Raw genomic sequence first — 26,144 nt, 5'->3', positions numbered from 1 at the left:
TCCATGGCTGATCGCAATCACCCGCCGGACTCCCGTGAAATACAGACTCCCGACCACCGCCACCGCTCCTTTCTGCCCCTCCGCCGTGACCGACAGCGTCGCCATCCCGGCCAATGCGTCGTTCTTGCGCAAAATGATGCTGTTCGTCGGCCCCGGTCTGCTGATCTCCATCGGCTACATGGACCCCGGCAATTGGGCCACGGCCATCGAAGCCGGCTCGCGCTTCGGCTACGCGCTGCTATTCGTCGTGGTGCTGGCGAGCCTGTCGGGGATGGTCTTGCAGAACCTCTGCTCACGCCTGGGGATCGCCACCGGGCGCGACCTGGCGCAGCTGTCCGCCGAGCGCTACAGCCATCGGGTCGGCATGGGGCAATGGATTCTGGCGGAGCTGTCGATTCTGGCGACCGACCTTGCCGAAGTGCTCGGCGCCGCGCTGGCCTTTCACCTGTTGCTGGGCGTCTCGATCACCACCGGCGTGGCCTTGACCGCGTTCGATACGGTGATCGTGCTGGCATTGCAGGGCGCCAACTTCCGCCGCCTGGAGGCCATCGTACTGGGCCTGATCGCAACCATCGCCACCTGTTTCTTCATCGAGCTGGTGCTGATCAAACCGTTCTGGCCGGATGTGTTCGCGGGCCTGAAACCGTCCTGGGATGTGCTGAGTGCTCAGGAGCCGCTGTACATCGCCATCGGCATTCTTGGCGCGACGGTGATGCCGCATAACCTGTACCTGCATTCATCGGTGGTGCAGACACGGGTCAATGGCACGTCGGTGGAAAGCAAGGCCAGCGCGATTCGCTATGCCCGGGTCGATACCATTGCCTCGCTGAGCATGGCGCTGGTGATCAACGCCGCGATCCTGATCCTCGCCGCAGCAGCCTTCCACGGCAGCGGTCACGCCGATGTGGTGGAAATTCAGGACGCCTATCACCTGCTCGATCCATTGGTCGGCGGGGCGCTGGCGAGCGTGTTGTTTGGTGTGGCATTGCTGGCGGCGGGGCAGAGCTCGACCTTCACCGGCACCATTGCCGGGCAAGTGGTGCTGGAAGGTTTTCTCAAGGCCAAGATTCCGTGCTGGCAACGTCGTTTGATCACACGGGCGCTGGCACTGATTCCGGCGCTGATCGGCGTGATCTGGTTCGGTGACGGCGCAGTGGGCAAGATGCTGGTGCTGAGCCAGGTCGTGCTCAGCCTGCAACTGCCATTCGCGTTGTGGCCGTTGATCCGCTTTACCAGCGACAAACAACTGATGGGCCCATTCGCCAACAGCACCCTGACCAAGACCCTGGCCTGGGGGTTGTTCGGCCTGATCTCGGCGGCGAATTTGGCGCTGATGTATTTCTGGGTGAGCTGAAGCGATTCCGCTTCGGCGCTGTTGATGCTCTTTGATGGTGCCCACGCTCCGCGTCCGCCGGGGTAGACGCAGAGCGTCAGAGGCTGCATTCCCACGCGGAGCGTGGGAATGATCAAAATAGATAGATTTGCTAGGCATTCCCACGCGCTCAACTCAACAAGATCCCCCGCGCCATGCCCGTGGCGGCGATGACGATGACCACCATCAATGCCGCTTCCATATGACTGATCCGGGCAAAGCGTCGTGAACGGCTGGTATCGATGGGCAGATTTTTCTTGAATGCGATGCGCCATTTGATCAGGGCGAACATCGGCACCACCTCCAGCGCGAGAATGGCGACGAACGCAGTCATCTTCAGATGAAACAGCGGTTGGTGCAGGTAATAGAACGAGCCTTTCTCCAACCCGCCAAACGCTCGAAAGGCGCCGGTCACCAACAGAATGCCCGCCGAAACACCCCAGATATTGTCGACCACGAACACATCGCGAAAGGAGCGTGGATCATCGGTGCGCAATCGCCGCAGCGCCCGTCCCCGCGCCAGAACCGCCGCCAATGCAAAGCCGAAAGCCAACAAGTGCAACGCAGCCAGTACCCATTTGATGAGCATGCTTCAACTCCCCCGAGCGATGTCTGATGCAAGCGCCAACAGAGCAAGCTTAGCGGGTCGTTGGGGTTATGCCCGGACGAAACGTGGGACTTTCATCAACGTTCAGGATGAGCGGACTCATCCTGATGCATTGGTGTCAGTTCGCCTCTTTCACTGCACTCAGGAACGCGCAGGTCCTTTCCTGCTGCGGGTTCTCGAAGATCTGCGACGGCGTACCCTGTTCATGGATCTGGCCCTTGTAAAAAAAGCACACACGATCCGCGAATTCCCGGGCAAAGCCCATCTGGTGGGTGACCATCAGCATCGTCAACTTGTGCTCGGCGCCGAGCTTGCGGATGACGTTGAGCACTTCGCCGCACAGTTCAGGGTCCAGCGCCGAGGTCACTTCGTCGAACAGCATCACCTTGGGACGCATGGCCAGGGCGCGAGCGATGGCGACGCGTTGCTGCTGACCGCCGGAAAGCTGCGAAGGGTAGTGCTCGAGTTTAGTGCCCAGGCCTACCAGTTCCAGCAGGTCGGCGGCGCGCTCCCGGGCTTCCTTGGCCTTCATGCCCAGCACATGCACGGGCGCTTCGATGACGTTCTGCAATGCGGTCATGTGCGGGAACAGGTTGAAGCTCTGGAACACCATGCCGATCTTGCCGCGCACTCGACGAATATGTTTGTCGTTGGCCGGCACCAGCAGGCCGCCGCGTCCCGGCATGTGGGTCAGCGACTCGCCGTCGACCTGAATCTGCCCTTCGTCGATGCCTTCCAGGGTCATCAACACGCGCAGCAGGGTGGATTTGCCCGAGCCGCTGGGGCCGATGATCGCGACTTTCTCACCGGGGGCGACGTCGAGGTTGAGCTTGTCCAGCACCGTGAAGTTGCCGTAGCGCTTGGTCACGTCCTTGAAGCTCACCAGTGGCTGAGCGCTGTGGGACAGGGGCATGGCGTTGGCCTCATGAGGGTGCGCGGTCGCTGCCAGTTGCGTGAATTGCGAGAAGGCAGCCGACGAGGTCGATACGGTAGAAGTCATTAGCGTAGCTCCAGGCGCAATTCGAGGCGCCGTACCAGATAGGCCAGAACAATGCTCAAAGCCAGGAAGAACAGGCCGACCATGGTGATCGGCTCCAGATAACGGAAGCTTTCCGATCCGATGTTTTTCGCCTGTTGCATGATCTCCACCACGGTGATCGCCGACAGCACCGGGGTGTCCTTGAGCATGGCGATCAGGTAGTTGCCCAGCGGCGGCAGAATCGGCCTGAACGCCTGGGGCAGGATGATGTTGCGATAGGCAATATAGGGCCTCATGTTCAGCGCGGTGACCGCTTCCCACTGCGCGCGGGGCACGGCATCCAGACCACTGCGATAGACCTCGGCGATGTAGCAGGCGTAGTGCACGCCGATGCCGATGATGCCCACCTGCATCGCGCTCATGCTGACGCCATAGTTCGGCAGCACGTAATACAGGAAGTACACCTGAATCAGCAGCGGCGTACTGCGGATGAACTCGATCACCAGCGTAGTCGGCCAGGACAGCCAGTAGTGCTTGCTGCGCCGGCCTATGGCCAGGAACAGGCCGAGCACGATGGCGATCACGAAACCGATCAGGGTGATGCCCAGGGTGTTGAGGGAGGCGCGCAGCAGGTCGGGAAGAATCTGCAGCGCGTACTGCCAGTCGAAGAAACTGTTCATGACAGACCTCCGCGCATCCGGCCACGGCTCAAGCGGCGTTCAAAGCGGCGCATGGCGAAGTTGATCAGCTGCGCCATGACGAAATACATGATCAGCGCCAGGGTGAAGATCTGCAGGGTTTCGAAGGTCGCCTGATCGAGCTGGCGAGCGCGGAAGCTCAGGTCCGACAGGGTGATCAGCGATACCAGCGAGGTGTTCTTCAACAGTTCGATGAGCAGGTTGGTGCCCGGTGGAATCGCTGCCAGCAGTGCTTGCGGCAGGATGATCCGGCGAAAGCGGGTGAAGGCCGTGAAGTTCAACGCAACGCTGGCTTCGTATTGCCCCTTGGCGACCGAACTGATCGCGCCGCGCATCACTTCCGCCCCATAGGCGCCGATGTGCAGACCCAGGCCGACAATCGCTACGGCGAAAGGGCTCATCTCGATATTGAAGGGCGGCAGCGGCAGCACGAAAAACAGCCAGAACAACTGCACCAGCAGCGAGGTGCCGCGAAACAGTTCGATGTAGGCGATGGAGAACCAGCGCACCGGCAGCCAGGGCGACATCCGCCCCAGAGCGGCGAGGATCGCGGCGGCAATCGCCAGCAACGATCCGTAGAACGTGACCTGGAGCGTGACCCAGGCGCCTTGTAGCAATAACGGTAGTAATTCGCCCATGGCTCGACCCAGTGTTCAGGTTTACGCAGGGAATGGGCGCGGCCCGCAGGAGCCGCGCCCGGCGTGGTTCAGATCGACGCAATCACTGACCGCACAGCTCGGCGGCGGTCTTGGTGGTGAGGTTGTCCTTGTCGAAGCCGAACGGGGCGACGGCCTTGAGGTGATCCTCGGTACCCAGCCACTTCTTCAACTCGGCATTGACGGCGTCGCGCAGGTCCTTGTCTTCCGGGCGGAAGGCCAGGGCGCCATAGCCAATGTGCGATGGATCGTCCTTGAAGTCGGTTTCAGCCATGACCTTTTCGCCACCCTTGCTTGCCAGACCTTTCATGGTCAGCTGGGTACCGACGGCGGCATCGGCCCGCCCGGCGCGCACGGCCTGCAATTGCGCGGTGGTGTCCGGCACCTGAAGAATCTGCGAGTCTTTCACGCCGCTGTCTCGCGCATATTGCAGGTTGACGGTGCCGGCCATGATCGCCACTTTAAGGTCGGGGTTTTTGGCGATGTCTTCGTAGCTGTGGAGTTTTTTCGGGTTGCCTTTCTCCACCAGCAGCGCGTCCGGTAACTGGTACTGCGGGTCGGTGAAGATCACCTGCTTGCAGCGCGCCGGGGTGATGTACATGCCCGCGGCAATCACGTCGAAGCGACCGGCGCGCAGCCCGGGAATCAACGATCCCCATTCGGTGAGCACGCCGTCGACCTTCTTGATACCCAGTTTGGCGAAGATGATCTTGGCGATTTCAGGGGATTCGCCGGTCACGTTGCCATTGGTTTCGGTGTAGGCGAAAGGCGATTCGTTGGCGTAGCCGATACGGATGGCGCTGTTGGCCTTGACCGTTTCCAGGGTGGTCGCCGCCTGAGCGCCGGCGGTCAGGCCGAACAACGCACAAGCCACGAACAGGCGACGCAGGGGAAGGGTGACGCTGTGTGCAAAATTGCTCATCGATAAAATCTCCTGTTTCTTGTGGACCCGTTGCAAACGGCTCTGTGTTAGGAGGCAGTGACGCTAAGAGCAAAACGTACTGGAGCAGGCTTTTGTATGCCGCTCATACGGCCGGGGCCGTACCAGTACAAGTCGATATGAAGGTTTTTCACTGCTGTGATGGCAGTTTTGCTTCGACCTGACACCGAGCATACAAAAGGTCTGCCAGACATTGCATTGCACTAGGACAATTGCCCGATGCGTATTCTCGGGAGATGCTGTCCGCATCGGATTTGGACAAGGTCTACAGGCAATGATGGAAAAATGGCGAGCGGCCGTGGATCAGGCCCGGGGTGGCGAATCCAAGTACAAGATTCTGGTGCAGGCCATCGCCAGCGACATCGAGAATGCCGTGCTGGTGGACGATCAGCGCCTGCCGCCACAACGTCAGGTCGCAGACGCGGTGGGTATCAGCGTGCAGACCGTGACCAATGCCTATAAAGAGTTGGAGCGGCAGGGGCTGGTGCGTTGCGAGGTCGGGCGCGGCAGTTTTGTGTCCCGGCGCATGAGCGATCGCGTCGCCACTTACATACTCGACAGCCCCGAACGGGCGCTGGTGGACTTCTCCACCGCGCGCATCATGCACACCCTCGAGCACGACCGCTTCTGGCGCGACACCTGCGCCGAGCTCAGCACCGAAGAAGACCAGCCCTGGATTCGTGCCTGCCGACCCATCGCCGGCTTCGAGTCCCATCGTGAGGCGGCGGTGCACTGGATCGGGCGTCAGGGGCTGAAGGTCGAGCGCGATGACATCCTCATCACCAACGGCGCGGCGCACGGCATCTTTCTCGCCCTGGCATCTCTGGCCGGTCCCGATGATGTGGTGCTGTGCGAAGGCCTGACCGACCACGGCGTGATCGGCAATTCCCAGGTGCTGGGGTTCACGCTCAAAGGCCTGGAAATGGATCGCTACGGCATCGACCCCGAGCATTTCGAGGACATGTGCAGCAACGAACGCATTACCGCCCTGGTGTGCACGCCGAACCTGAGCAACCCCACCACCAGCCTGATGCCCGACAGCCGCCGTCGCGAGATCGCCGACATCGCCCGGCGTTTCGGCGTACACATCATCGAGGACGATGTGTACGGGCCTTTGCTCGATGAACGCCGCGCGCCGCCGATCAGCCATTACCTGCCGGAACTGTCGTTCTATTGCACCAGCATGACCAAGTCGATTCTCACCGGTATGCGCATTGGTTTTCTGACCATGCCCAAGCGCTTGGCCCTGCGCACAGAAAGTATCCTGCGGGTGAACAGCTGGATGGCGACGCCGATGATGGCCGAAGTGGCTGCGCGCTGGATTCGCGATGGCCGTGCTGACACCCTGTTGCGCCTGCAACGTCGGCTGTTGAACGGGCGGCAGGCGATGGTCAGCGAATACCTGAGCGAATATATTCAGGGCCAGCACCCCAATTCGCTGAACGCCTGGATTGGCATTCCCAAGCACTGGGAACTGGACAGCCTGGTGCGCGAGTTGCGCCAACGCCACATCGCAGTCGCCTCACCCGACCCGTTCACCGTTCGCGGTGTGCCACGGGCGCGAGGCGTGCGGCTGTGTGTTGGCGCCGAATGCACTGATGAAGAAATGCGCGAAGCGCTGATCAGCATGCGCGAGATCTTCGGGCAGTACCCGAGCATTCATGATTTTTAGATAGGCCGCAGCTCCTACAGCGCCCGATCAGAAGCGATCCGTCCTTCGACGCTAGACCCTGGAAAGATCGAAAAAAGATTTATCTGAAAATTGCCCTAGTACATTCATCAGCACAATTTGCCGCTTTTAGACTGCGACCAACACTCAGGTCGGGACGCGGTCATGTCAGGGTTGCAGCTCAACGATGTCTATCTCGCTCGTCAGCGCATTGCGTCGCTGGTGCGGGTCACGCCCATGGAGCATTCGCCGAGCCTGTCGAAACGGGTTGGCGTGCCGGTCTACCTGAAGCTGGAATCGCAGCAAATCACTGGCAGCTTCAAGTTACGCGGCGCGAGCAATGCCATCGCGCAACTGCGCATCGAGCAACGCGCCAAAGGCGTAGTTGCCGCCTCGACCGGTAATCACGGTCGCGCCCTGGCTTACGCCGCTTCGCAACTTAACGTCAAAGCCACCATCTGCCTCTCGCAATTAGTACCCCCCAACAAGGTCCAGGCCATTCGCGACCTCGGTGCCGAGGTCTGCATCATCGGCCGCTCTCAGGACGACGCCCAGCACGAAGCTGAACGCATTGCGCGGGAGCAGGGCGCCGCATTGCTGCCTCCTTTCGACCATCCGGCGATCATTGCCGGGCAAGGCACGCTGGGGCTGGAAATCATCGAGCAAGTCCCGGATGTCGCCCAAGTGCTGGTGCCCTTGTCTGGCGGAGGGCTGTTCGCCGGTGTGGCGTTGGCGCTGAAATCCGCCAATCCAGATATCCGACTGCACGGCATTTCGATGCAGCGCGGCGCGGCCATGCACGCCAGCCTGCAAGCCGGCCAGCCCGTGGAAGTCGAAGAGCTGCCGACCCTGGCCGATTCGCTAGGCGGCGGCATCGGTCTGGACAACCAATACACCTTCGCCATGACTCGCGATCTCTGCGATCAGGTTCATCTGCTGGACGAAGCGTCCATCGGCAATGGCATTAGGCATGCGTATTTCGAGGAACGGCAAGTCGTCGAAGGGGCTGCAGCCGTCGGCATCTCGGCCCTGCTTGAAGGCCTGATCGAGCCGAGGGGACCCATCGTCGTGGTGGTGAGCGGGCGCAACGTCGATCTTGAACAACATCTGCGCGTGCTCGCCGGAGCCAGCCAGTGAACGCCTCAACGCGCATCGAAGGAGACCTGTAATGGCTGAAGTCACCCTGTTGAGCGAAAGCGATCTGCGCGCCTGCATCGCGCTGGATGTGGCGAGCGTGGATGCCATCGAGCATGCGTTTCGTCTGTTGGCGACCGCTGCCGTGGCGATGCCGCCGATTCTGCGTCTGGACATTCCCGAGCACAACGGCGAAGTCGACGTGAAGACGGCGTACCTTCCAGGCCTGGAGCGCTTCGCGATCAAGGTCAGCCCCGGGTTTTTCGACAACCCCACACTGGGCCTGCCAAGCCTCAACGGCATGATGATGCTGCTGTCGGCAAGGACCGGCCTGCTCGACGCCTTGCTGCTGGACAACGGCTACCTCACCGCCGTGCGCACGGCAGCGGCAGGGGCGGTCGCGGCCCGTTGGCTGTCTCGCGAAAACAGCCGCAGCGTGGCGTTGATTGGCGCGGGTGAGCAGGCGCTGCTGCAATTGCAGGCGCTGCGGCTGGTGCGGCCCATTGAAGAAGTGCGGATATGGGCCAGGGACACGGCCAAAGCCGAAGTCTTTGCGGCACAGCTCGGCCATGAGACGGAACTGGCGATCCGTCTGTGCCAGAGCATCGAGCAGGCCATGGACGGCGTCGACATTGCCATCACTTGCACCCCGAGCCGCGAGCCGCTTATCGAAGCCCGTCATCTGCAACCGGGCCTGCACCTCACCGCGATGGGCTCCGATGCCGAACACAAGAATGAAATCGCCGCGCAAGCGTTGGCCAAGGTCGACCGCTACGTCGCCGACCGCCTGAGTCAGACCCGCGTCCTCGGCGAGCTGCACCACGCGCTCGCGGCTGGCGCGGTCAGCGATGAAACCCGTTTCGCCGAACTCGGCCAGGTGATTGCCAGGCAAAAGCCGGGGCGCAGTGACGCGAGGGACATCACCCTGTGCGATCTCACCGGCACCGGCGCGCAGGACACCGCCATCGCCAATCTGGCGTTCGAGCGGGCGCTTGCGGCGGGCAAGGGCCTGCGTTTCGGCGGATGAATCGTTAAAACAATTTCAATCAGTGCGTCATCTACAGAGGGCATCTGCATGTCTCAGATAGTCGTCAATCTTCCCTTTTCACGGGATGAATACGCCCAGCGACTGGCCAAGGTGCGCCGGTCGATGCAGGAGCAGGGCATCGAATTGCTGGTGGTCACCGACCCGTCGAACATGGCCTGGCTGACGGGTTACGACGGCTGGTCGTTCTACGTTCACCAGTGTGTGTTGCTGGCGATGGACGGCGAGCCGGTGTGGTACGGCCGTGGTCAGGACGCCAATGGCGCCAAGCGCACGGTGTTCATGCAGCACGACAACATCGTCGGTTACCCGGATATTTACGTGCAGTCCCGCGAGCGCCATCCGATGGACTACCTGTGCCAGGAAGTCATCGCACCGCGCGGCTGGAGCAGCCTGAACATCGGCGTGGAAATGGATAACTACTATTTCAGCGCCGCCGCCTACCTGTCGCTGAAAAAACACCTGCCCAACGCCACGCTGCTCGACGCGGTCGGGCTGGTCAACTGGCAGCGAGCGATCAAGTCGCCGCAGGAAATCGAGTACATGCGCATCGCTGCGCGCATCGTCGAGAACATGCATGCGCGTATTTATGAGCGCATCGAGCCGGGCATGCGCAAGAACGAGCTAGTGGCCGAGATCTACAGCACCGGCATCCTGGGCGCGGACGACCATGGCGGCGATTACCCGGCCATTGTGCCGTTGCTGCCCACCGGTGCCGATGCCAGCGCGCCGCACCTGACCTGGGACGACACACCGTTCGAGAAGGGCGCGGGGACATTCTTTGAAATCGCCGGGTGCTACAAGCGCTATCACTGCCCGCTGTCGCGAACGATTTATCTGGGCCAGCCGCCCAAGCACTTCCTCGAAGGCGAGAAGGCCGTGGTCGAAGGCATCGCTGCCGGGCTGGACGCTGCAAAACCGGGCAACACCACCGGCGACATCGCCAAGGCGTTTTTCGCCGTGCTGGAGAAGTTCGGCATCCACAAGGACAGCCGCTGTGGCTACCCGATCGGTATCAGCTATCCGCCGGATTGGGGCGAGCGCACCATGAGCCTGCGCCCGAGCGACACCAGCGTGTTGCAGGCAGGCATGACCTTCCACTTCATGCCGGGATTGTGGATGGACGATTGGGGCCTGGAAATCACCGAAAGCATCCTGATCACCGAGACCGGCGTGGAAACCCTGTGCAACGTCCCGCGTCAGCTGTTCGTGAAGGATTGACCGATGAACGATCTCACCGATAACCCGATCAGCGCGACCGTCGATTTCAGCCTGGACGGCGTGCAGCACGGTTTCCTGAAACTGCCGTATTCCCGGGACGATTCGGCCTGGGGTGCGGTGATGATTCCGCTCACCGTGGTCAAGCGCGGACAAGGACCGACCGCGCTGCTGACCGGTGGCAACCACGGCGACGAATACGAAGGCCCGGTGGCGTTGAGCAAGCTTGCGCAGCGCCTGACCGCGGAGGAGGTGAGTGGACGGGTGATCATCATCCCGTTCATGAACACCCCGGCGTTCCATGCCGGTCGGCGCACGTCGCCCATCGACAAGGGCAACCTCAACCGCAGCTTCCCTGGCAAGCCCGACGGCACGGTCACCGAGAAGATCGCCGACTATTTCCGTCGCACGTTATTGCCGCTCGCCGACATCGTGCTGGACATCCACTCCGGTGGCCGGACGCTGGACTTCCTGCCGTTCGCCGCCTGCCATGTGCTGCCGGACAAACACCAGCAGGCGCAGTGCGAGGCCGGCATGCAGGCGTTCAATGCGCCGTACAGCATGCGCATGCTGGAGCTGGACGCCGGGGCCATGTACGACACCGCTGCCGAGCAGCAGGGCAAGGTGTTCGTGACCACGGAACTGGGAGGAGGCGGTTCATCCAGCGCCCGAAGCGTCGCGATTGCCGAACGCGGCGTACGCAATCTGCTGGTGCATGCGGGAGTTTTGCAGGGCGAAGTCGAGCTACGGCCGACCGTGATGCTGGACATGCCCGACGGCAGCTGTTTTGTCGCCAGCGAGCATGACGGGCTGCTGGAAATGTGTCGTGATCTGGGGGATCAGGTGCGCAAGGGCGAGGTGATCGCCAGGGTGCATGACATCAAGCGCACCGGCGCGGCGCCGGTGGAATATCGTGCGGGACGTGATGGACTGCTGGCCGCCCGGCATTTCCCGGGGTTGGTGCAGTGTGGGGATACCCTGGCGGTGGTCGCCGAGATGGTGGGATAACGTACGGATATCAAATGTTTGATCAACCTGTGGGAGGGAGCTTGCTCGCGAATGCGTATGGTCAGTCAACACTGGGTTGCCTGACCGGGCCAATCGTGAGCAAGCTCCCTCCCACGGGATTGTGTGATTTTGCAGGGTCGCGGCGCTCAGGCCGCAATCGAAAAGATCAATCCGACGCCTGAAGCCCTTTCTGCTTCATCACCAGATTCTTGTCCTTCTTGTACTGCAACGCCACTTCCGGCGCCGGGCCGCTCTTGCCGGTCTCCATCCACAGGCGCATGCGGCTGGCGTCGGCGAAGTGAGTGTACTTGCCGAACGCATCGAGAATCACCACCGACACCTGACGGTTGGCCATGCTGGTCAGCAGCACCAGACAGTGCCCGGCCTGATTGGTGAAACCGGTCTTGGTCAGCTTGATGTCCCAGTTGGACTTGCGCACCAGATGGTCAGTGTTGCTGAAGCCCAGGGTGTACGTCGGCTTGCGGAAGGTCACGGTCTTTTCCGGGGTGGTGCTCAGCTCGCTCAGCATCGGATAGTTGCGCGCGGCCAGTGCCAGTTTGGTCAGGTCACGGGCCGTCGACACGTTGAACACCGACAGACCGGTCGGCTCCATGTACACCGTATGGCTCATGCCCAGTGCCTTGGCCTTGGCGTTCATCGCCTTGATGAATGCCGGATAGCCGCCCGGATAACTGTGGGCAAGGCTTGCGGCCGCACGGTTTTCCGAGGACATCAGGGTAATCAGCAGCATGTCGTGACGGTTGAGCTCGCTGCCCAGTTTGACCCGCGAGAACACGCCTTTCATTTCAGCGGTCTGGGAGATGTCGACCTTGATCATCTCGTCCATCGGCAGCTTGGCGTCGAGGGTGACCATGGCGGTCATCAGCTTGGTCACCGAAGCGATCGGCACGATGACGTCCGGGTTGCTCGAATACAGCACCTGGCCAGATTTCAGGTCGGTGATCATGGCGCTGCCGGAGGCCAGATGAAGGTTCGCCGGATCACGATTGAAGGCGGCGGGTTCGTTCGCAAGTGCACCGGTGGAAAGTGCTGAGCCTGTAAGTGCAAATAATAGGCCGATGAGTGATGTGCGAATTTTCAAGAGCAAAGCTCACTTTTGATTGGAAACACTGTGGAAGGTCGTACTTTTCTGAAGAACGACAACAAGATCGGCGCATTTTAGGAGCATGTTTCTAACGATGTCGATGGGCTGCGCAGGCCGTTTCAACAATAAAAGCGATACGTATGGCATTCGTTCAGGTTGTCAGCGGGAAAACCCTGTATTTAAAAGGGTTGCTCCGATATTCATGGCACTTGCGCCGGTCACCGATTAGCATTCCCCGCCATCGATAACCTCCACTTGAATTGACCTAGGAGTTGCGCAATGCCCAAGGGTTTTATCAGCAAGGATTACGCTGCGTTGGTGTTTTGCGCGGCCATCGTTGCGGTGCTCTTGCTCGTTACCGGCCTGTTCGTGAAACCCTCCGATTGGGCGGGCTGGATTCAGGCCATTGGCTTGATCGTGGGCCTGATGGTGGCGGTGACGGTGCCTGCGATTCAGCGGCGCCAGGAGCTGGCCGCTCAGCAAAAACAGGTGCGCGACCGCGAGACCGGCTATGCACGGCGCATGCAGTACCTGTGCGGCGAGCTTAACGAGATGCTGGCGAAGATCACCGTCAATCTGGTCCACCTGCGCGCCACCGACCGCCATCGTCTGCAGCGCACACTGGAGGATTACCTGCATCGCCTGTTCGAGTCGCACAAGCTGGACCAGAACGATGATCGCGTGGTGATCTCCCACGAACTGCGTCTGGTGGCCAATGACATGATCGAAGAACTGGAAAGCGGCCGCTCTGACCGCGTGGTGTTGGGGGCGCTGGAAAAGCGTTTGCAGAAACTGGCCCATCGCTGCCAGGTCAACGCGACGCTCGCTGAGCGGGGCTGAGTTGCATCGGCGCAAATGAAGCCCGAATTCAGGGCAAAAAAAAGCCCGCGTCAGGGGATGCGGGCTAAAGGGAAGTGCGGAGCAACGCACGATTTCAGGGAAGAGCGAATTCGATTCAGCTGTTGAGCTTGCGGGTTTCCATTTGTTGCGACAGCGCTTGCGCCGCAGGCAGCGAGAGGAGCGGACCACTGACCGGTTCACCGTTCTGCATCAGGTACCAGCACGCCAGCAGGCCGCGTTCACGAAGCTGTGCGGGGACTGCGCTGCCAACTACCGACATGATTTGAACCTTGGTCATAAGTGCCTCCATCAATCTATGGGGCTACTTTACGGCGCGGTTACGGCCAGCAGAAATCACTGTTCTCGATAGTCGTCATTGATGAGCGAGAGGTCAGGTTTTGCGAAGTGGAAAACGGCGGAGCGGGGAACCGGTCACATTGGCAGGCATTGCGCCCTTCAGAAATCACATCCGGTCACGACTAACCCGTTCTGCGGGGGCTGCCAGTTCCAGCCAGAAAATGCGGGATCAGTCGACCACCTGATCCAGCATCGCGATGACTTCGTATTCGGAAAGCAGGCCTTTCTCCACCAGATTCTGCGCCAGTAGCGAGACGAACTTGGCGGTTCGGTGGCCTTCCAGGCTTTTGAGTTCAGTAAGGGCGTTGTAGACCTTACTGGACGTACACAGTCCGGCGGCGCGGTGCGGGTTTTGTGTCGGCATGGGCGTCCCTTCTTATAGATGATTGACAGGCGTGCGCAGCAAACATGCAGGTTGACAGTATGAAGTATGTCGTCGGGCTGTGACTGTTCTGGACGCGACCTTTTCAATCGCAGTTCAAACATCGTCGGCGCGCTGTCAAATGACGAAAGTTTCATTTAAACAGACGCGTTTATACTTACCTCTCCCCGGAAACGACAACCCCGCCTGTTGAGCGGGGTCGTGTATTCAAAGCGCTGTCGATCGTTGATCGGCAGGGGTGACAGTAGCAGCGCTGTTACCAGCGACCGCCACCGTGGTAATAGCCTGGAGGCGGGCCGTAAGGACGTGGCGGGCCATAGTAGCGAGGGCCGTACACGACCGGACGTTCAACGACATACGCTGGCTGGTAATAAACCGGTGGCGGTGGTGGCGCGTAATACACAGGCGCGGGCGCCGCATACACAGGGGCAGGTGCTACATACACCGGGGCCGGAGCCGCATAAACAGGGCCGGATGCCACTGCTGCGCCAACCACGCCGCCGACGACTGCGCCGATGACTGCCGCTCCACCCCAGCCTGGACCGCCGCCGCCACCATGGGCTTCAGCTTGGCCTGCAAGGGCGAGGGCACCTAACAACAGGGCAACCTTGGAGATGTGACGAATCATGACTGTTCCTCGGTGTTCAGTCCCGTTGTCGCGAGCCTGCGTTACGCTCAGGCACTGCCACGGGATAACTACTCAGACAACGGGTTTCGAAATATCTGCGAAGCCGTTGCGTAAATTTTGTGTAAGGTATTCGACAACATTGATGACATTTGCCCCGGTCACGGCCGCAAGCAACTGAATTCTACGCCTTTATCCAGGGGTTAACTAATACCGTTCAGGAGATTTCATGTCCGTCACTGCAAGCAAGGAAACACTGTTGTGCATGTCCCTCGCGGGACGTCCGGGCAACTTCGGTGTGCGCTTTCATAATCATCTGTATCAACAGTTGGGCCTTAACTTCTATTACAAAGCCTTTTCACCGAGTGACTTGCCAGCCGCTATCGCGGGTATGCGTTCACTGGGTATTCGCGGCTGTGGTGTGTCGATGCCATTCAAGGAAGCCTGCATTCCTCTGGTCGACGAAATGGACCCCTCGGCAGCGGCCATAGAATCGATCAATACCATCGTCAACACCGACGGCCATCTCAAGGCTTACAACACCGATTACATCGCTGCGGCGCAGTTGGTTGATGCTCATCAGGTGCCGCGTACCCGCTTTGCCCTGCGTGGCAGCGGCGGGATGGCCAAGGCTGTGGCCTGTGCCATGCGTGATGCCGGGTTTACCGATGGCCTGATCGTGGCGCGTAACGAGCAGGCGGGGAGGGCGCTGGCGAAGACCTGTGGCTTCCAATGGCAGCCTGATCTGGGGAGCGAACGGCCGCCGTTGCTGGTCAACGTCACCCCGTTAGGGATGATCGGCGATCAGGCCGGTACGTTGGCGTTCGAGGCTTCAGCCATCGAGGCCGCAGATACTGCGTTCGACGTGGTCGCCACCCCGGCCCGCACGCCGTTCATTGTCCATGCGCAACAGTACGGCAAACGCTTGATTACCGGGGATCAGGTCGCCGCGATTCAGGCGCTGGAGCAGTTCATCCTTTATACCGGTGTGACGCCGACCGAGGAGCAATATCAGGCGGCTGCGGCGTTTGCGCGGGTGTAAAGCCTGGGGCATCGGGTTGCTTGAGTCTGCTACCTTCGGTGCAGGTGCATGACCCGCCGCGTGAGTCACCCCTCAAGCTTCGCCAGCCGCTCCTCAAGCGCCGCAATCCGCGCTTCGAGTTCTTCGACCCGTTCCGCCAGCGCCGAGCTGCCACCGCTCGCGCGTTCGGACGGGTTTTGCCGCGCCGCCAGAATCGTTTCCATGTCCGCCGGATCCCCCAAGGCATGCATGTAGCGATCTTCGCGTTGACCGGCCTGTTTCGGGATCAGCACCGCCAGGCCGCGCCCGATCAGGCGTTCCAACTGATGGATAACGGCATCCGTATCGTCGAAGTCATGCATGCGATTGCTGCGGGTCAGCAGTTCGTTGACCGTCTGCGGGCCGCGCAAAAACAACAGGCCGGTGAGAATCATCTGCGCCGGCACCAGTTCCAGCGTCTTGTCGACCCTGTGTTCATAACGGTCAGCGCGGCTGCCCATCACCAGGCGAGTCAGTTGCAAGCCCTCCAGATTGCGCAGGCTCTGCCCGACCTGGCCAGGCGTGAGGTTCATCACCGGCTCCCGGCTGGTCTTCTGGTTGCACGCCAGCACCAGCGCGTTGAGCGTCAGTGGGTAGGTTTCGGGGTTAGTCGCCTGCTTCTCGATCAGGCAGCCCAGAATGCGTATTTCGGTGCTGTTGAGTCGCAGCGCATCTGAACTGTCGGCAGTGTTCTCGGCTTCGCTGTCAAAATCCGGCTCGGTGGACATGGCGCTTTCCCTAAGCGTTGAAAAGGCTATGAGGGTAGGGGCTGGATGAGGTAAAAGACAAGCCGCGTTCGCATGCTCTTCATGCGACTTACTCAATCAGGAACTGCCATGACTATTTCCCTGTACGCCGCTTCGATTCCTGTCTTCAAACAAATGCTCACCGCGCTGGGCGCGGTTCTGGCCAAGGGCGAAGCTCACGCCACCGCGAGAAACATCCAGCCTGACGCCCTGCTGCAGGCTCGTCTGTTCCCGGACATGTTCCCGCTGGTGCGTCAGGTGCAGATCGCCGTGGACTTCGCCAAGGGTGCTGGAGCGCGTCTGTCCGGTATCGAGCCGCCGAAGTACGAAGACACCGAAACCACCTTTGCCGACCTGCAAGCGCTGCTGACCAAAGTGCTGGCGTTCCTCGACACCATCACCCCTGAACAGGTCAACGGCAACGAAGAGCGTGAAATCGTGCTGCGTCCGGGCACTGACAAGGAAAAGCGTCTGAGCACTCAGACCTACCTGTTGCACTACTCGCTGCCGCAGTTCTTCTTCCACGTCACCACCACTTACGACCTGCTGCGTCACAACGGCGTAGAAGTCGGCAAGCGCGATTACATGGGCAGCTACTGAGGCGTCACGTCCCACAGGACTGAACGTCTGACCCCTACCGCCGTCTGAATCGCTCAGGCGGCGGTTCGCTTTTGTCCACCCGCCCGGCCAACCTTGCGCCGGTGTCTGTTACCATCCGCGTTCCGCTTTTCTGTCATCTCGATCGACCACTCTTCACTGACTGGTCTTTTCGTCGTTCTGGAGTTTTGATGTTTTTCCCCATCTACCTGTTGTCAGCCGCCGGTTTCACGGTCCTGACCACAGAGTTTGTCATCGTCGGTCTGCTCCCTGCCATCGCTCGCGATCTTGCCGTCACGATCCCGCAGGCCGGGCTGCTGGTGACACTGTTCGCCTTCACCGTGGCCTGCTTCGGCCCATTCCTCACCGCGTATTTCTCACGCTTTGAACGCAAGCGCCTGTTCATCTCGGTCCTGATCATGTTCGGCGTCGCCAATGCCGTGGCTGCCCTGGCGCCGAACATCGGTGTCATGGCGATTGCGAGGCTGATTCCTGCGCTGGGGCTACCCGTGTTCTGGGCGCTGGCCAGCGAGACAGCGGTCGATATCGTCGGGCCGGATCATGCAGGGCGTGCGATTGCCAAGATCGGCTTCGGGATCGTCTGCGCGACGGTCTTTGGCATCCCGGTCGGCACCTTGATTTCCGATGCGTTCGGCTGGCGCACCGCGTTCTGGATTCTCTCCGCGGTGGCGTTCGCCAAGGCCTTTTTGCTGTTCATCTATCTGCCCAACAGCATGCACAAGGATCAGTCCTCGTTTCGCAGCCAGTTCCGCATCCTGCGCAGCCCGGTGATGCAGGGGCATGTGTTGCTGTCGGTGCTGGTGTTCAGCGGCATGTTCACCGCCTACACCTATCTGGCCGACATGCTGGAGAGACTGGCCGGGTTCAACGGCACCGTGGTCGGTTGGGCCCTGATGGGCTTTGGTGCGGTGGGTCTGCTGGGTAATTCGCTGGGCGGTCGTCTGGTGGACCGGCATCCGTTGATCGCCAGCCTGACCTTCTGCACCTTCATGATCGGCGGCATGGTAATGGTGGTGCCGAGCATGCATTCGTTGCCGGCACTCGCCCTGGCGCTGGCGGTCTGGGGCGTGACCCAGGCGGCGTTGTTCCTGGTCAGCCATGTGCGCCTGATGAAAGCGGCGCCACAGGCTCCGGCGTTTGCGGCTTCGCTGAACATTGCCGGGGCCAACCTGGGCATCGGCATCGGCGCCATCGTGGGTGGTCGGGTCATCGACCATCTTGGGCTGGGTAGCCTGGGTTTTGCCGCCGCCGGGATCATTATGCTGTCGATCCTGCTGGCGCTGGTGTTGATGACCGCCAGGCCGAAAACCGAGGCGTGCAGCGCTTGATCGGTCACTTGCAGCGCTCAATCGGTAAATAGCTGGCGTCGGGCACCTTCGGTGATCGCGACGATCCCGGGGTGCTTGACCTTGCGCTCGACCGAGATTGCGTAGAACGACTCGGTCACGGTGTCGGTGTGGCCGATCAGTTCAACGTCGTACTGCTCCATCACCTCATCGGCAATCACGCTTGGCGCAATGAAAATTCCGCTGCCGGATTTGCCGAAAGCTTTCATCAGTGCACTGTCATCGAACTCGCCGACGATCCTGGGCTGCACATTCTGCTCGGCGAACCAGCGCATCAACCGACTGCGCACCACGGTCTGCTGGCCAGGGATCAGCAACGGCGCACCTTGCATGCCATGGGGAAAGTTCTGGCCGTAGGTTTTTGCCAGCGCAGCGGTGGCAAAAAAGCTCACGCCGCATTCGCCCAGCTTCTGGCTGTAGCCTTTAATGTCCAGATGGGAGGGCATGGGGCTGTCGGAAATCACCAGGTCCAGACGTTGAATCGCCAGGTCGGCCAACAAGCGCTCCAACTGGTCTTCGCGGCAGGTGATGCGGATCGGTTCGCTCAATTCCATGGTCGGCGCGATCAGGCGATAGACAATGGATTTGGGCACGACGTCTGCGACCCCGACGCGAAACAGGATCTGCTGTTCGTCCGGTTGGGCGCGCAGCACGGCTTCCAGTTCTCCGCCCAGCTGAAACATCTGCTCGGCGTAGGGCAGGGCAGCACGACCGGTTTCGGTCAGTTCAAGCTGGCGGCCGACGCGCTTGAACAGCTCCACGCCGTAGGTCTGTTCCAGCAGGCTGATCTGGCCGCTGATGGTTTGCGGCGTCAGGTTCAGCTGTTCGCACGCGCGCACGATGCTGCCGGTCTTGGCGACCACCCAGAAGTAGTGCAACTGTCGATAATTGAGCATAAATGCCTCACTTCGGGAAAACCGAAGTATACGCCTGAAAAATACGAATTTCCCTGAAGTGTCTGGCTCCCTAGAATGCCGCCTTATCTCCTCGAACGAACCTGGACAACCGGTATATGGAATATCTTCTGCAATTGGCGGCAAGCCCCACGGCCTGGGTGGCGTTGGCGACCCTGGTGGTAATGGAAATCGTGCTGGGCATCGATAACCTGATTTTCATCTCGATCCTGACCAACAAACTTCCCGTGCACCAGCGCACCAAGGCGCGCCGTATCGGTATCAGCATGGCGCTGATCCTGCGCCTGGGTCTGTTGACTACCGTGGCCTGGATCGTTCAGTTGACCGAGCCGGTGGTTGAAGTGTTCGGCCAGATGTTCTCCTGGAAAGACATGATCCTGATCGCCGGTGGCCTGTTCCTGGTGTGGAAGGCGACCACCGAGATTCATCACAGCGTCGACATCAAGAGCGAAGAGGAAAAGGCGGTTTCCAATACCGTGATCATGGGCATGGCTGCTGCGATCGGTCAGATTCTGATGCTGGACCTGGTGTTCTCCATCGACAGCATCGTGACCGCTGTGGGCATGACCGAACACTTGCCGATCATGATCATCGCCGTGATCGCTGCCGTGATCGTGATGCTGGTGGCGTCGGAGCCTCTGGCGAAGTTCATCAACGACAACCCGACCGTTGTGATGCTGGCTCTGGGGTTCCTGATCATGATCGGCATGACCCTGATCGCCGAAGGTTTCGGCGCCCACGTACCGAAAGGCTATGTGTACACCGCGATGGCGTTCTCGGCGCTGATTGAGGGGCTGAACATGCTGGCCCGCCGTGCGCGGCAGAGGCGCCTTGAAGCCGAGGCCCAAGCGCAGAAGGCTTGATGGCCAGGGTTTGATAGCCAGGAAATGAAACGGTCGGGGATGGGGACGCCATCACCGACCGTTTTTTTATTGACTGCGTTTTGAATCGACGATTGAACAAAGGGTGAAGCAAGCATCAATGCGCGGTGGCATGACGGTGTTTGCGCTCTGCAGTCTGCGCCATTTTCCCTGCTTCGCTACTCCGATAGTGCGGATGATGGCGGCGGGAAATCCGCAACACCCCCCACAGCATGGCGCCAGCCACAGCCAGCCAGCCAACGATCAACATCACAAGGGTCATTCCGAGGCTCATGGGTTCCTCCGGTTTCTTCGCTTTCCGTCTCTCTGTAACCGACAGTCTAGTACGACTGTTGTTGCTGAAAATTGACCGATGGTATGAAACCCATGACCGATTTGTTCTATCGGCGCTCGCGGACTGCATATTGAGGCTATACCCAAGGCGTCGGCGGCTCTATAGTCGGCCTCCAGGCCGGGTCGCGGGTTGCCCGGCATCTGACAAGTGAGTGAAGAATGTCTCGATCGGTTGACTCTGGAACCAAAAGGAAATGGTTGGCGCTTGGTATGGTGCTGGCGTTGGCGGGTTGCGCCGATCCCCATGCTTACAAGCCCGGTGTCCCTGCCGAGTACAAACGGCTGCCGGATCGCGTCGAAATCAATTCGGTGCCGTTCTTCCGTGGCAAGGCTTACCAGAGTGCGCCCTTTGCGCTGGCCAGCATGTTGAGCGTGCATGGCGTGCAGACCACGCCAGGCCTGCTGGAAAAACCGCTGAAGCTGCCAGGCGCCGAAGACAAACTCGATCAGAGCATGCCCAATCTGGCCCGTGAATACGGGTTTGTCGTTTATCCGGTCGATCATCAATTCCCCGATCTGCTGGCCCAGGTGTCGGCCGGGTATCCGGTACTGGTGCGCTTCAACGACGGCTCGCTCTGGTGGAAAGAGCAACGTTACGGCGTCCTCGTCGGGTTCAACCAGAACAAGCGCACGGTGTTGATCTACACAGGGCTTGGGCGTCTGACGGTGAGCTTCGAAGAATTTACCTCGGACTGGAACAGCGCAGGCAATTGGGCCGTGTTGGTCCAGAGCCCTCGGCAGTTGCCCTCGCCAGTGGATCGTGAGCGCTGGCTCAAGGCGGCGAGCGATCTGGCTCAGGCCGGGCAGGAGCAGGCGGCGGGCGAAGCGGTGAAGGCGATCAATAACGCGCGTTGAGCTCAATCCAGCGATGTCGTTTGCTTTGCCTCTTTAGCAGTCCGGCTTGCCGGCGGTGGGTACTTTGAGGGCGCCACCGCGGGCAAGCCGGACTTCTACAGGGTTCAAAAACAGTATTGAGTCAAAACCCCAACTTATCCCGCAGGCTGTAATACCACGCACCCATTGCCGTCAGCGGCGTGCGCAGCATCTGTCCGCCCGGGAAAGGGTAATGCGGCAAGCTGGCGAATGCATCGAAACGCTCGGCCTGTCCGCGCAACGCTTCTGCCAGAACCTTGCCTGCCAGGTGGGTGTAGGTCACGCCGTGGCCGCTGCAGCCTTGAGAGTAATAGATGTTGTCGCCCAATCGTCCTACTTGCGGCAAGCGCGACAGGGTCAGCAGGAAGTTGCCCGTCCAGGCGTAATCGATCTTCACATCCTTGAGTTGAGGGAAGGCCTTGAGCATCTTCGGGCGAATGATTGCCTCGATATTCGCCGGATCCCGCGCGCCATACACCACGCCGCCGCCGAAGATCAGGCGTTTGTCGCCCGAGAGTCGGTAGTAGTCCAGCAGGTAGTTGCAGTCTTCGACGCAATAATCCTGCGGCAGCAGGGTGCTCGCCAGTTCGTCGCTCAGCGGTTCAGTGGTGATGACTTGTGTCCCGCAGGGCATGGATTTGGCTGCCAGCTCCGGCACCAGATTGCCGAGATAAGCGTTGCCCGCGACAATGACGAACTTCGCCCGGACCTTGCCCTGCGCGGTATGCACCACCGGATTGGCGCCGCGATCGATACGGGTCGCCGCCGACTGCTCGTAGATCACACCGCCCAGTGACTCCACGGCCGCGGCTTCGCCCAGCGCCAGATTCAACGGATGGATATGGCCGCCGCTCATGTCGAGCATGCCGCCGATGTATTGGTCACAGGCAACCACTTCGCGGATCCGCCGCTGATCCATCAGCTCCAGTTGCGTGTGGCCATAGCGTTCCCAGAGTTTCTTCTGCGATTCCAGATGACCCATCTGCTTGCCGGTAATGGCCGCGAACACGCCGCCGTCTTTGAGGTCGCATTGGATCTGGTACTTGGCCACGCGTTCACGGATGATGCGGGCACCTTCGAACGCCATGTGTCCCATCAACTGAGCCTGTTTGGGGCCTACAGTGCGCTCGATGGCGTCGATGTCGCGGCTGTAGCTGTTGACGATCTGGCCGCCATTGCGCCCGGAGGCCCCGAAACCGACTTTCGCGGCTTCCAGCACCGTGACCTTGAAGCCGTTCTCCAGCAGGAACAGAGCGCTGGAAAGGCCTGTGTACCCGGCGCCGATCACGCAGACGTCGGTCTCCACTTCACCTTGGAGGGCCGGACGGGCAGGGGCGGGATTGGCGGAGGCAGCGTAGTAAGACTGCGGGTAAGCGGTGTTCGTCATCCTGAAGGCCCCTGTCTAATATTCTTTACGAGTGCGGGGATCCTACCTGAGATAAAAAGCCGCCACCAGCGGGGTGGAGCGATAACCTGTCCTAAATATGTGCCACTTGGCATTCGCATTTATCAAAAGACCAGGGTATTCAGTGGCTTATGAAAATAATCCCGTTGACAGCCTGTTGAATATAAGTAGAATGCCGCCCACAGCAGGCACGTAGCTCAGTTGGTTAGAGCACCACCTTGACATGGTGGGGGTCGTTGGTTCGAGTCCAATCGCGCCTACCAGACAAAATCCGCTCTGCTGGGCGGTATCGAAAAAGGGCGACCCGAGAGGGTCGCCCTTTTTGCTGTCTGTGTGGGCTTCGCCAGCCTTTGCTACTCTGCCTTCGCGCGGCTGATTCGGCCGGCCTTGATCTCATCCACATAGGCGCGCAGGCGATCAGCATCTTTGTATTGCTGATTCATCAGATGCAGCACCGCCACCACATCAACGTCCTTGACCCGTTCGGCCAGGCGGCTGATTTCGCCCGCAGTGCTTTCCAGATTGGCGGCGATCGCATTCAGGTCACGCTTGAGTTCCAGCGCTGATTTTTTCATTCCCACAACGTTATTCCCCAAAAACCGACAGGGCCGGACTGACAGTGCGTCAGTCATAGCCCTTTATTAGCAACGCTTTATAACAACTGCGTGATGATACCGCGTATGGGGTCGGCTTCCGGTCGGCAAATTCGCCGTGTGTCGTGGGCGTCGGCGCCTAGCCTCCTGCGCCGCCTGCACTCGATGAGCTGCCAGCCGAACCTTTCGATGAGCCTGTAGAACCGCCGCCAGTATCGGTTCCGCCCGGCAGGTCGATGTTGTTGCTGCCGCCGGTGCCGTTAGTCATGGAGCCGGTATTCATCCCTCGACGTATTCCCATGGCGGGGTCGCCCTTGTCCTGGTCGGTGCCCTGTCTTTCGACATCGCTGCCCTGGGTGCGAGGGTCCATGCCGGTCTGCGAAGGGGGCGGGCCGATTTCCGGGGATGCCGCGCCCGCAAATGTTCCGATCGAGGTGCAAGTCAGGGCGCAACCGAGCGCCAGTGCCGCGAGTGATCTGTTCATCAGGTGATCTCCATGTCCTTAGTCCTAACCTGATGTTGGGCTGTCGAACTTCAGACATAGTGCCATTATGGCGACCAGCGGCAGCCTACAGTCCTTTATCAGGGTGGAGGCGGTGGCGGGGTACCTGTTTTTACGTCATCCAGCAATGAAGGCATCAGCGGCGCATCGCCCAGGCTGCCTTCAATCTGATCTGCCAGGTAATAAACGCCGGCCAACACGCCAAAGTCAGGGTTATCGATCAAACTGCGTTTCTTTTCGTTGAGAGCTGAGTAGAGGCTGTTGCGCATTTGCTCCTCCATCTCCGCGCGCTGGCTCTGATGGGCAATGGCGCCAATGCCGATGGTGCCAACGGAGATCATCAGCCCCGCGACTCTCCCCACCACGGCAGCCACCGCGCTGGCCGCGCCTCGAGGGGCGAGGCTGGCCTCGAGTTTTTCGCTGGAATGAATCGCCACCGAGGATATACCGGCATCCGGTCGTCCGGCCTCGGGGCCGGTGGCGACCTTGTGAATCTGATCGATCAATGCGACGTAGGCAGGCATCTTCGTCAGCGGTTCGGCCTTGACCAGTTGGTAGAGAGATGCGGCGCTGGTCAGTGGTGGGGAGAGGGATATCGCCGGTATCGCATTGAGATGGGCGGCGAACTGCTCGTCCGGGATGTTGTAGCGCTGGGCAATGGGCGGCAATTGCTGGCCGAGCAACTGGATGTAATAGGCCGTTGCCTGGGCGGTGACGGCTTCGGGATCGATCTCCTCGGAGACTGGGTCCAGAACCCGTTCGTGATACTGCTCCTGCAGATAATCGTCCAGACGTTGCGCGGCGCTTGGCTCACCCTTGCTCCTGCTGACTTTGTACCAGCTGACTTTCATCGTCAGCCATTGCTGTGTCCAGTAACCCGTGAACCAGGGAATGAAGTCCGATTCGGTGCGCTTGTAGACGCTGTCCATCCAGCTGTCCATGGTTTGCGTCGCGTAGTGCCGCGCAGGCGCAGTCGCGGTTTTCGAGGCGGCGAGGATTTCCTGATCCACCTGATGCCAGGTCTGGGGCGAAATGTGCACCGGGGCTGGCGCGGGTTTGGGGGCGGACGCGCAACCTGCGAGCATCGCCAGTACAGGAATGATCAGGGCGCGCATGTTCACGATGGCAGTCCCTTGAGTGTTCGAGGGCATTCGTTGCGTTGCCGATGCGCAGGGCACGGCCAGCGGTTTTTTCAGTATAGGCGGCGAAAACCTGCGACCCGATGATGCTGGGATCCCGAGTGTCGTGAGGGTGGGCTGTGCAATCTGCAAAAAATTCGCATATTCATAGGGTTAGTGCGAAAAAAGACGTTGACACATATTCGAATATCCGTAAAATGCCGACCCACAGCAGGCACGTAGCTCAGTTGGTTAGAGCACCACCTTGACATGGTGGGGGTCGTTGGTTCGAGTCCAATCGCGCCTACCAAACAAAATCCGCTCTGCTGGGCGGTCACGAAAAGGGCGAATCGGAAGATTCGCCCTTTTTTGTTGTCTGCGATTTTCGTCCGGCCTGAATGCCTCGACTCAACCATGCCGGTCCTCTGCGGGCTGTCTGCCACATTTTCGCTCGCATCCTCCTGAAAAAAATCCTGATTTTTCAAGCTATCGGCTGGACCTTTTGCCACGATGCGCGATCATCAGTGCATGGATATCGAAAGGAGGTGTGTATGTTAAGTCGGTCACTGACCCTTGCCATTCTGTTTGCCGTGTCCAGCCCCTTGCTGGCGGCCGACAGTGATACCCCACTGGGCCAGGAGCGTGGCAGGTCTCGTCCGTTGATCATCATTGCCTCGAGTTCGGTGGACCCGACACTGGTGAGCCTGAAGAAAAGCCTTGATGAGCCCGCCAACAAGGAAGCCTTCGCCAAGCGCAACATGGTTCTTTATACCGTCGTCAACATGATCGGCCAGCGCAATGGCAAAGACATGGACGCGCAGTCGACCATGTCGCTGATCCGTGATCTGAAGCTTGGTGCGCGGCCCGGCGATCAGGCGCAGGTGATTCTGGTAGGCAAGGACGGCGAGACCAAGATCGACCACAAGGGCCGTATCGAGCCCAAGGAAATTTTCGACACCATCGACCAGATGCCGATGGCCGAGAAGGAAGCGGCGGCCCCGGCACCGGTCGCGCCAGCAGCAGAGCCCAAGTCGGCAGCCGGTGGCAAGGCGGGCAAGGCAGGCAAGAGCGCTCCGGCTGCGCCGCCGACCCAGCCCGATGATTGATTCTGATTGAACGA

General features: G+C 60.2%; 29 protein-coding genes and 2 tRNA genes. 15 read left to right on the top strand and 16 right to left on the bottom strand.

All coding sequences use genetic code 11. The features are described 5' to 3' along the window. Window positions 1-34 precede the first annotated feature (34 nt). The gene (locus BWR59_RS18210) at window positions 35-1,354 is read left to right on the top strand and encodes an Nramp family divalent metal transporter (protein WP_081567025.1); all 1,320 of its coding nucleotides are present in this window, start codon (window positions 35-37) and stop codon (window positions 1,352-1,354) included. Window positions 1,355-1,502: 148 nt separating this feature from the next. On the opposite strand, the gene BWR59_RS18205 is transcribed toward BWR59_RS18210, so the two are convergent. The 5 genes from BWR59_RS18205 to ehuB all read right to left on the bottom strand — a co-directional run bounded on the left by BWR59_RS18205 (window position 1,503) and on the right by ehuB (window position 5,234). Next, complete coding sequence (locus BWR59_RS18205) at window positions 1,503-1,961, bottom strand: DUF2214 family protein (protein WP_081567024.1); 459 nt, start codon at window positions 1,959-1,961, stop codon at window positions 1,503-1,505. Between the two features lie 136 nt (window positions 1,962-2,097). Next, window positions 2,098-2,892: an ectoine/hydroxyectoine ABC transporter ATP-binding protein EhuA gene (gene ehuA, locus BWR59_RS18200; protein WP_143490874.1), complete on the bottom strand. Its 795-nt coding sequence runs from the start codon at window positions 2,890-2,892 to the stop codon at window positions 2,098-2,100. 86 nt (window positions 2,893-2,978) lie between these two features. Further along, window positions 2,979-3,638 carry an ectoine/hydroxyectoine ABC transporter permease subunit EhuD gene (ehuD, locus tag BWR59_RS18195; protein ID WP_081567022.1) on the bottom strand — a complete coding sequence of 220 codons (660 nt, stop codon included), beginning with the start codon at window positions 3,636-3,638 and terminating at the stop codon, window positions 2,979-2,981. Further along, the gene (ehuC, locus tag BWR59_RS18190; protein ID WP_081567021.1) at window positions 3,635-4,294 is read right to left on the bottom strand and encodes an ectoine/hydroxyectoine ABC transporter permease subunit EhuC; all 660 of its coding nucleotides are present in this window, start codon (window positions 4,292-4,294) and stop codon (window positions 3,635-3,637) included. Before ehuC ends, ehuD begins: the two co-directional genes overlap by 4 nt. An 82-nt stretch (window positions 4,295-4,376) precedes the next feature. Beyond that, the gene (gene ehuB / locus BWR59_RS18185; RefSeq protein ID WP_081567020.1) at window positions 4,377-5,234 is read right to left on the bottom strand and encodes an ectoine/hydroxyectoine ABC transporter substrate-binding protein EhuB; all 858 of its coding nucleotides are present in this window, start codon (window positions 5,232-5,234) and stop codon (window positions 4,377-4,379) included. Between the two features lie 295 nt (window positions 5,235-5,529). Between ehuB and BWR59_RS18180 the strand changes: the two genes are divergently transcribed. From BWR59_RS18180 to doeB, 5 genes are all read left to right on the top strand, one after another. Next, window positions 5,530-6,924, top strand: a complete 1,395-nt coding sequence (locus BWR59_RS18180) for a PLP-dependent aminotransferase family protein (RefSeq protein WP_081567179.1) — start codon at window positions 5,530-5,532, stop codon at window positions 6,922-6,924. Between the two features lie 162 nt (window positions 6,925-7,086). After that, window positions 7,087-8,058: a hydroxyectoine utilization dehydratase EutB gene (gene eutB, locus BWR59_RS18175; protein WP_081567019.1), complete on the top strand. Its 972-nt coding sequence runs from the start codon at window positions 7,087-7,089 to the stop codon at window positions 8,056-8,058. 31 nt (window positions 8,059-8,089) lie between these two features. Further along, window positions 8,090-9,082, top strand: a complete 993-nt coding sequence (eutC, locus tag BWR59_RS18170) for an ectoine utilization protein EutC (RefSeq protein WP_081567018.1) — start codon at window positions 8,090-8,092, stop codon at window positions 9,080-9,082. A gap of 48 nt (window positions 9,083-9,130) precedes the next feature. Then, the gene (gene doeA / locus BWR59_RS18165; RefSeq protein WP_081567017.1) at window positions 9,131-10,321 is read left to right on the top strand and encodes an ectoine hydrolase DoeA; all 1,191 of its coding nucleotides are present in this window, start codon (window positions 9,131-9,133) and stop codon (window positions 10,319-10,321) included. A 3-nt stretch (window positions 10,322-10,324) separates the two neighbouring features. Then, entirely contained in the window at window positions 10,325-11,326 is a 1,002-nt protein-coding gene (doeB, locus tag BWR59_RS18160) for a N(2)-acetyl-L-2,4-diaminobutanoate deacetylase DoeB (RefSeq protein WP_081567016.1), read from the top strand. Window positions 11,327-11,492: 166 nt separating this feature from the next. Here doeB and pbpG read toward each other — a convergent pair whose 3' ends face one another. After that, complete coding sequence (gene pbpG, locus BWR59_RS18155; protein WP_143490866.1) at window positions 11,493-12,434, bottom strand: D-alanyl-D-alanine endopeptidase; 942 nt, start codon at window positions 12,432-12,434, stop codon at window positions 11,493-11,495. Window positions 12,435-12,710: 276 nt separating this feature from the next. On the opposite strand from pbpG, the gene BWR59_RS18150 reads away from it, so the two are divergent. Continuing rightward, window positions 12,711-13,271, top strand: a complete 561-nt coding sequence (locus tag BWR59_RS18150) for a DUF5336 domain-containing protein (RefSeq protein ID WP_081567014.1) — start codon at window positions 12,711-12,713, stop codon at window positions 13,269-13,271. A gap of 115 nt (window positions 13,272-13,386) precedes the next feature. On the opposite strand, the gene BWR59_RS18145 is transcribed toward BWR59_RS18150, so the two are convergent. From BWR59_RS18145 to BWR59_RS18135, 3 genes are all read right to left on the bottom strand, one after another. Next, complete coding sequence (locus tag BWR59_RS18145; protein WP_081567013.1) at window positions 13,387-13,569, bottom strand: hypothetical protein; 183 nt, start codon at window positions 13,567-13,569, stop codon at window positions 13,387-13,389. Between the two features lie 228 nt (window positions 13,570-13,797). After that, window positions 13,798-13,992 carry a hypothetical protein gene (locus BWR59_RS18140; protein WP_081567012.1) on the bottom strand — a complete coding sequence of 65 codons (195 nt, stop codon included), beginning with the start codon at window positions 13,990-13,992 and terminating at the stop codon, window positions 13,798-13,800. 274 nt (window positions 13,993-14,266) lie between these two features. Then, a complete protein-coding gene (locus BWR59_RS18135; protein ID WP_081567011.1) occupies window positions 14,267-14,638 on the bottom strand; it encodes a hypothetical protein in 372 nt (123 codons plus the stop codon). A 226-nt stretch (window positions 14,639-14,864) separates the two neighbouring features. On the opposite strand from BWR59_RS18135, the gene BWR59_RS18130 reads away from it, so the two are divergent. Beyond that, entirely contained in the window at window positions 14,865-15,677 is an 813-nt protein-coding gene (locus BWR59_RS18130; RefSeq protein ID WP_081567010.1) for a shikimate 5-dehydrogenase, read from the top strand. 65 nt (window positions 15,678-15,742) lie between these two features. Here the strand turns inward: BWR59_RS18130 and BWR59_RS18125 are convergent, their stop codons facing one another. Then, window positions 15,743-16,423: a DUF480 domain-containing protein gene (locus tag BWR59_RS18125; RefSeq protein ID WP_081567009.1), complete on the bottom strand. Its 681-nt coding sequence runs from the start codon at window positions 16,421-16,423 to the stop codon at window positions 15,743-15,745. Window positions 16,424-16,531: 108 nt separating this feature from the next. Here BWR59_RS18125 and BWR59_RS18120 point away from each other — a divergent pair, with 108 nt between their 5' ends. After that, entirely contained in the window at window positions 16,532-17,041 is a 510-nt protein-coding gene (locus BWR59_RS18120) for a DUF1993 domain-containing protein (RefSeq protein WP_081567008.1), read from the top strand. Window positions 17,042-17,229: 188 nt separating this feature from the next. Next, window positions 17,230-18,387: an MFS transporter gene (locus tag BWR59_RS18115; RefSeq protein ID WP_081567007.1), complete on the top strand. Its 1,158-nt coding sequence runs from the start codon at window positions 17,230-17,232 to the stop codon at window positions 18,385-18,387. A gap of 17 nt (window positions 18,388-18,404) precedes the next feature. Here the strand turns inward: BWR59_RS18115 and nhaR are convergent, their stop codons facing one another. Further along, window positions 18,405-19,301 carry a transcriptional activator NhaR gene (gene nhaR, locus BWR59_RS18110; protein ID WP_081567006.1) on the bottom strand — a complete coding sequence of 299 codons (897 nt, stop codon included), beginning with the start codon at window positions 19,299-19,301 and terminating at the stop codon, window positions 18,405-18,407. Window positions 19,302-19,417: 116 nt separating this feature from the next. Between nhaR and BWR59_RS18105 the strand changes: the two genes are divergently transcribed. After that, entirely contained in the window at window positions 19,418-20,182 is a 765-nt protein-coding gene (locus BWR59_RS18105) for a TerC family protein (RefSeq protein WP_081567005.1), read from the top strand. A 115-nt stretch (window positions 20,183-20,297) separates the two neighbouring features. Here BWR59_RS18105 and BWR59_RS32430 read toward each other — a convergent pair whose 3' ends face one another. Beyond that, on the bottom strand, window positions 20,298-20,474 hold the full coding sequence (locus BWR59_RS32430; protein ID WP_168184502.1) for a hypothetical protein: 177 nt from the start codon (window positions 20,472-20,474) through the stop codon (window positions 20,298-20,300). Window positions 20,475-20,743: 269 nt separating this feature from the next. Between BWR59_RS32430 and BWR59_RS18100 the strand changes: the two genes are divergently transcribed. After that, window positions 20,744-21,388, top strand: a complete 645-nt coding sequence (locus BWR59_RS18100; protein ID WP_230982050.1) for a cysteine peptidase family C39 domain-containing protein — start codon at window positions 20,744-20,746, stop codon at window positions 21,386-21,388. 121 nt (window positions 21,389-21,509) lie between these two features. Here BWR59_RS18100 and BWR59_RS18095 read toward each other — a convergent pair whose 3' ends face one another. Continuing rightward, window positions 21,510-22,793: an FAD-binding oxidoreductase gene (locus tag BWR59_RS18095; RefSeq protein WP_081567003.1), complete on the bottom strand. Its 1,284-nt coding sequence runs from the start codon at window positions 22,791-22,793 to the stop codon at window positions 21,510-21,512. A gap of 204 nt (window positions 22,794-22,997) precedes the next feature. Between BWR59_RS18095 and BWR59_RS18090 the strand changes: the two genes are divergently transcribed. Next, window positions 22,998-23,074, top strand: a tRNA-Val gene (locus BWR59_RS18090). 90 nt (window positions 23,075-23,164) lie between these two features. Here BWR59_RS18090 and BWR59_RS18085 read toward each other — a convergent pair. The 3 genes from BWR59_RS18085 to BWR59_RS18075 all read right to left on the bottom strand — a co-directional run bounded on the left by BWR59_RS18085 (window position 23,165) and on the right by BWR59_RS18075 (window position 25,027). Further along, on the bottom strand, window positions 23,165-23,392 hold the full coding sequence (locus BWR59_RS18085) for a hypothetical protein (protein WP_081567002.1): 228 nt from the start codon (window positions 23,390-23,392) through the stop codon (window positions 23,165-23,167). A gap of 151 nt (window positions 23,393-23,543) precedes the next feature. Further along, complete coding sequence (locus BWR59_RS18080; RefSeq protein WP_081567001.1) at window positions 23,544-23,888, bottom strand: hypothetical protein; 345 nt, start codon at window positions 23,886-23,888, stop codon at window positions 23,544-23,546. A 98-nt stretch (window positions 23,889-23,986) separates the two neighbouring features. Beyond that, the gene (locus BWR59_RS18075; RefSeq protein ID WP_143490865.1) at window positions 23,987-25,027 is read right to left on the bottom strand and encodes a hypothetical protein; all 1,041 of its coding nucleotides are present in this window, start codon (window positions 25,025-25,027) and stop codon (window positions 23,987-23,989) included. 230 nt (window positions 25,028-25,257) lie between these two features. Between BWR59_RS18075 and BWR59_RS18070 the strand changes: the two genes are divergently transcribed. Further along, a tRNA-Val gene (locus BWR59_RS18070) sits at window positions 25,258-25,334 on the top strand. 241 nt (window positions 25,335-25,575) lie between these two features. After that, entirely contained in the window at window positions 25,576-26,130 is a 555-nt protein-coding gene (locus tag BWR59_RS18065; RefSeq protein ID WP_081566999.1) for a DUF4174 domain-containing protein, read from the top strand. Window positions 26,131-26,144: the final 14 nt, after the last annotated feature.

The sequence above is a fragment of the Pseudomonas sp. Bc-h genome (genome assembly GCF_002080045.1).
Classification (GTDB): Bacteria; Pseudomonadota; Gammaproteobacteria; order Pseudomonadales; family Pseudomonadaceae; genus Aquipseudomonas.
This window is presented reverse-complemented; position numbering and strand designations above follow the sequence as displayed.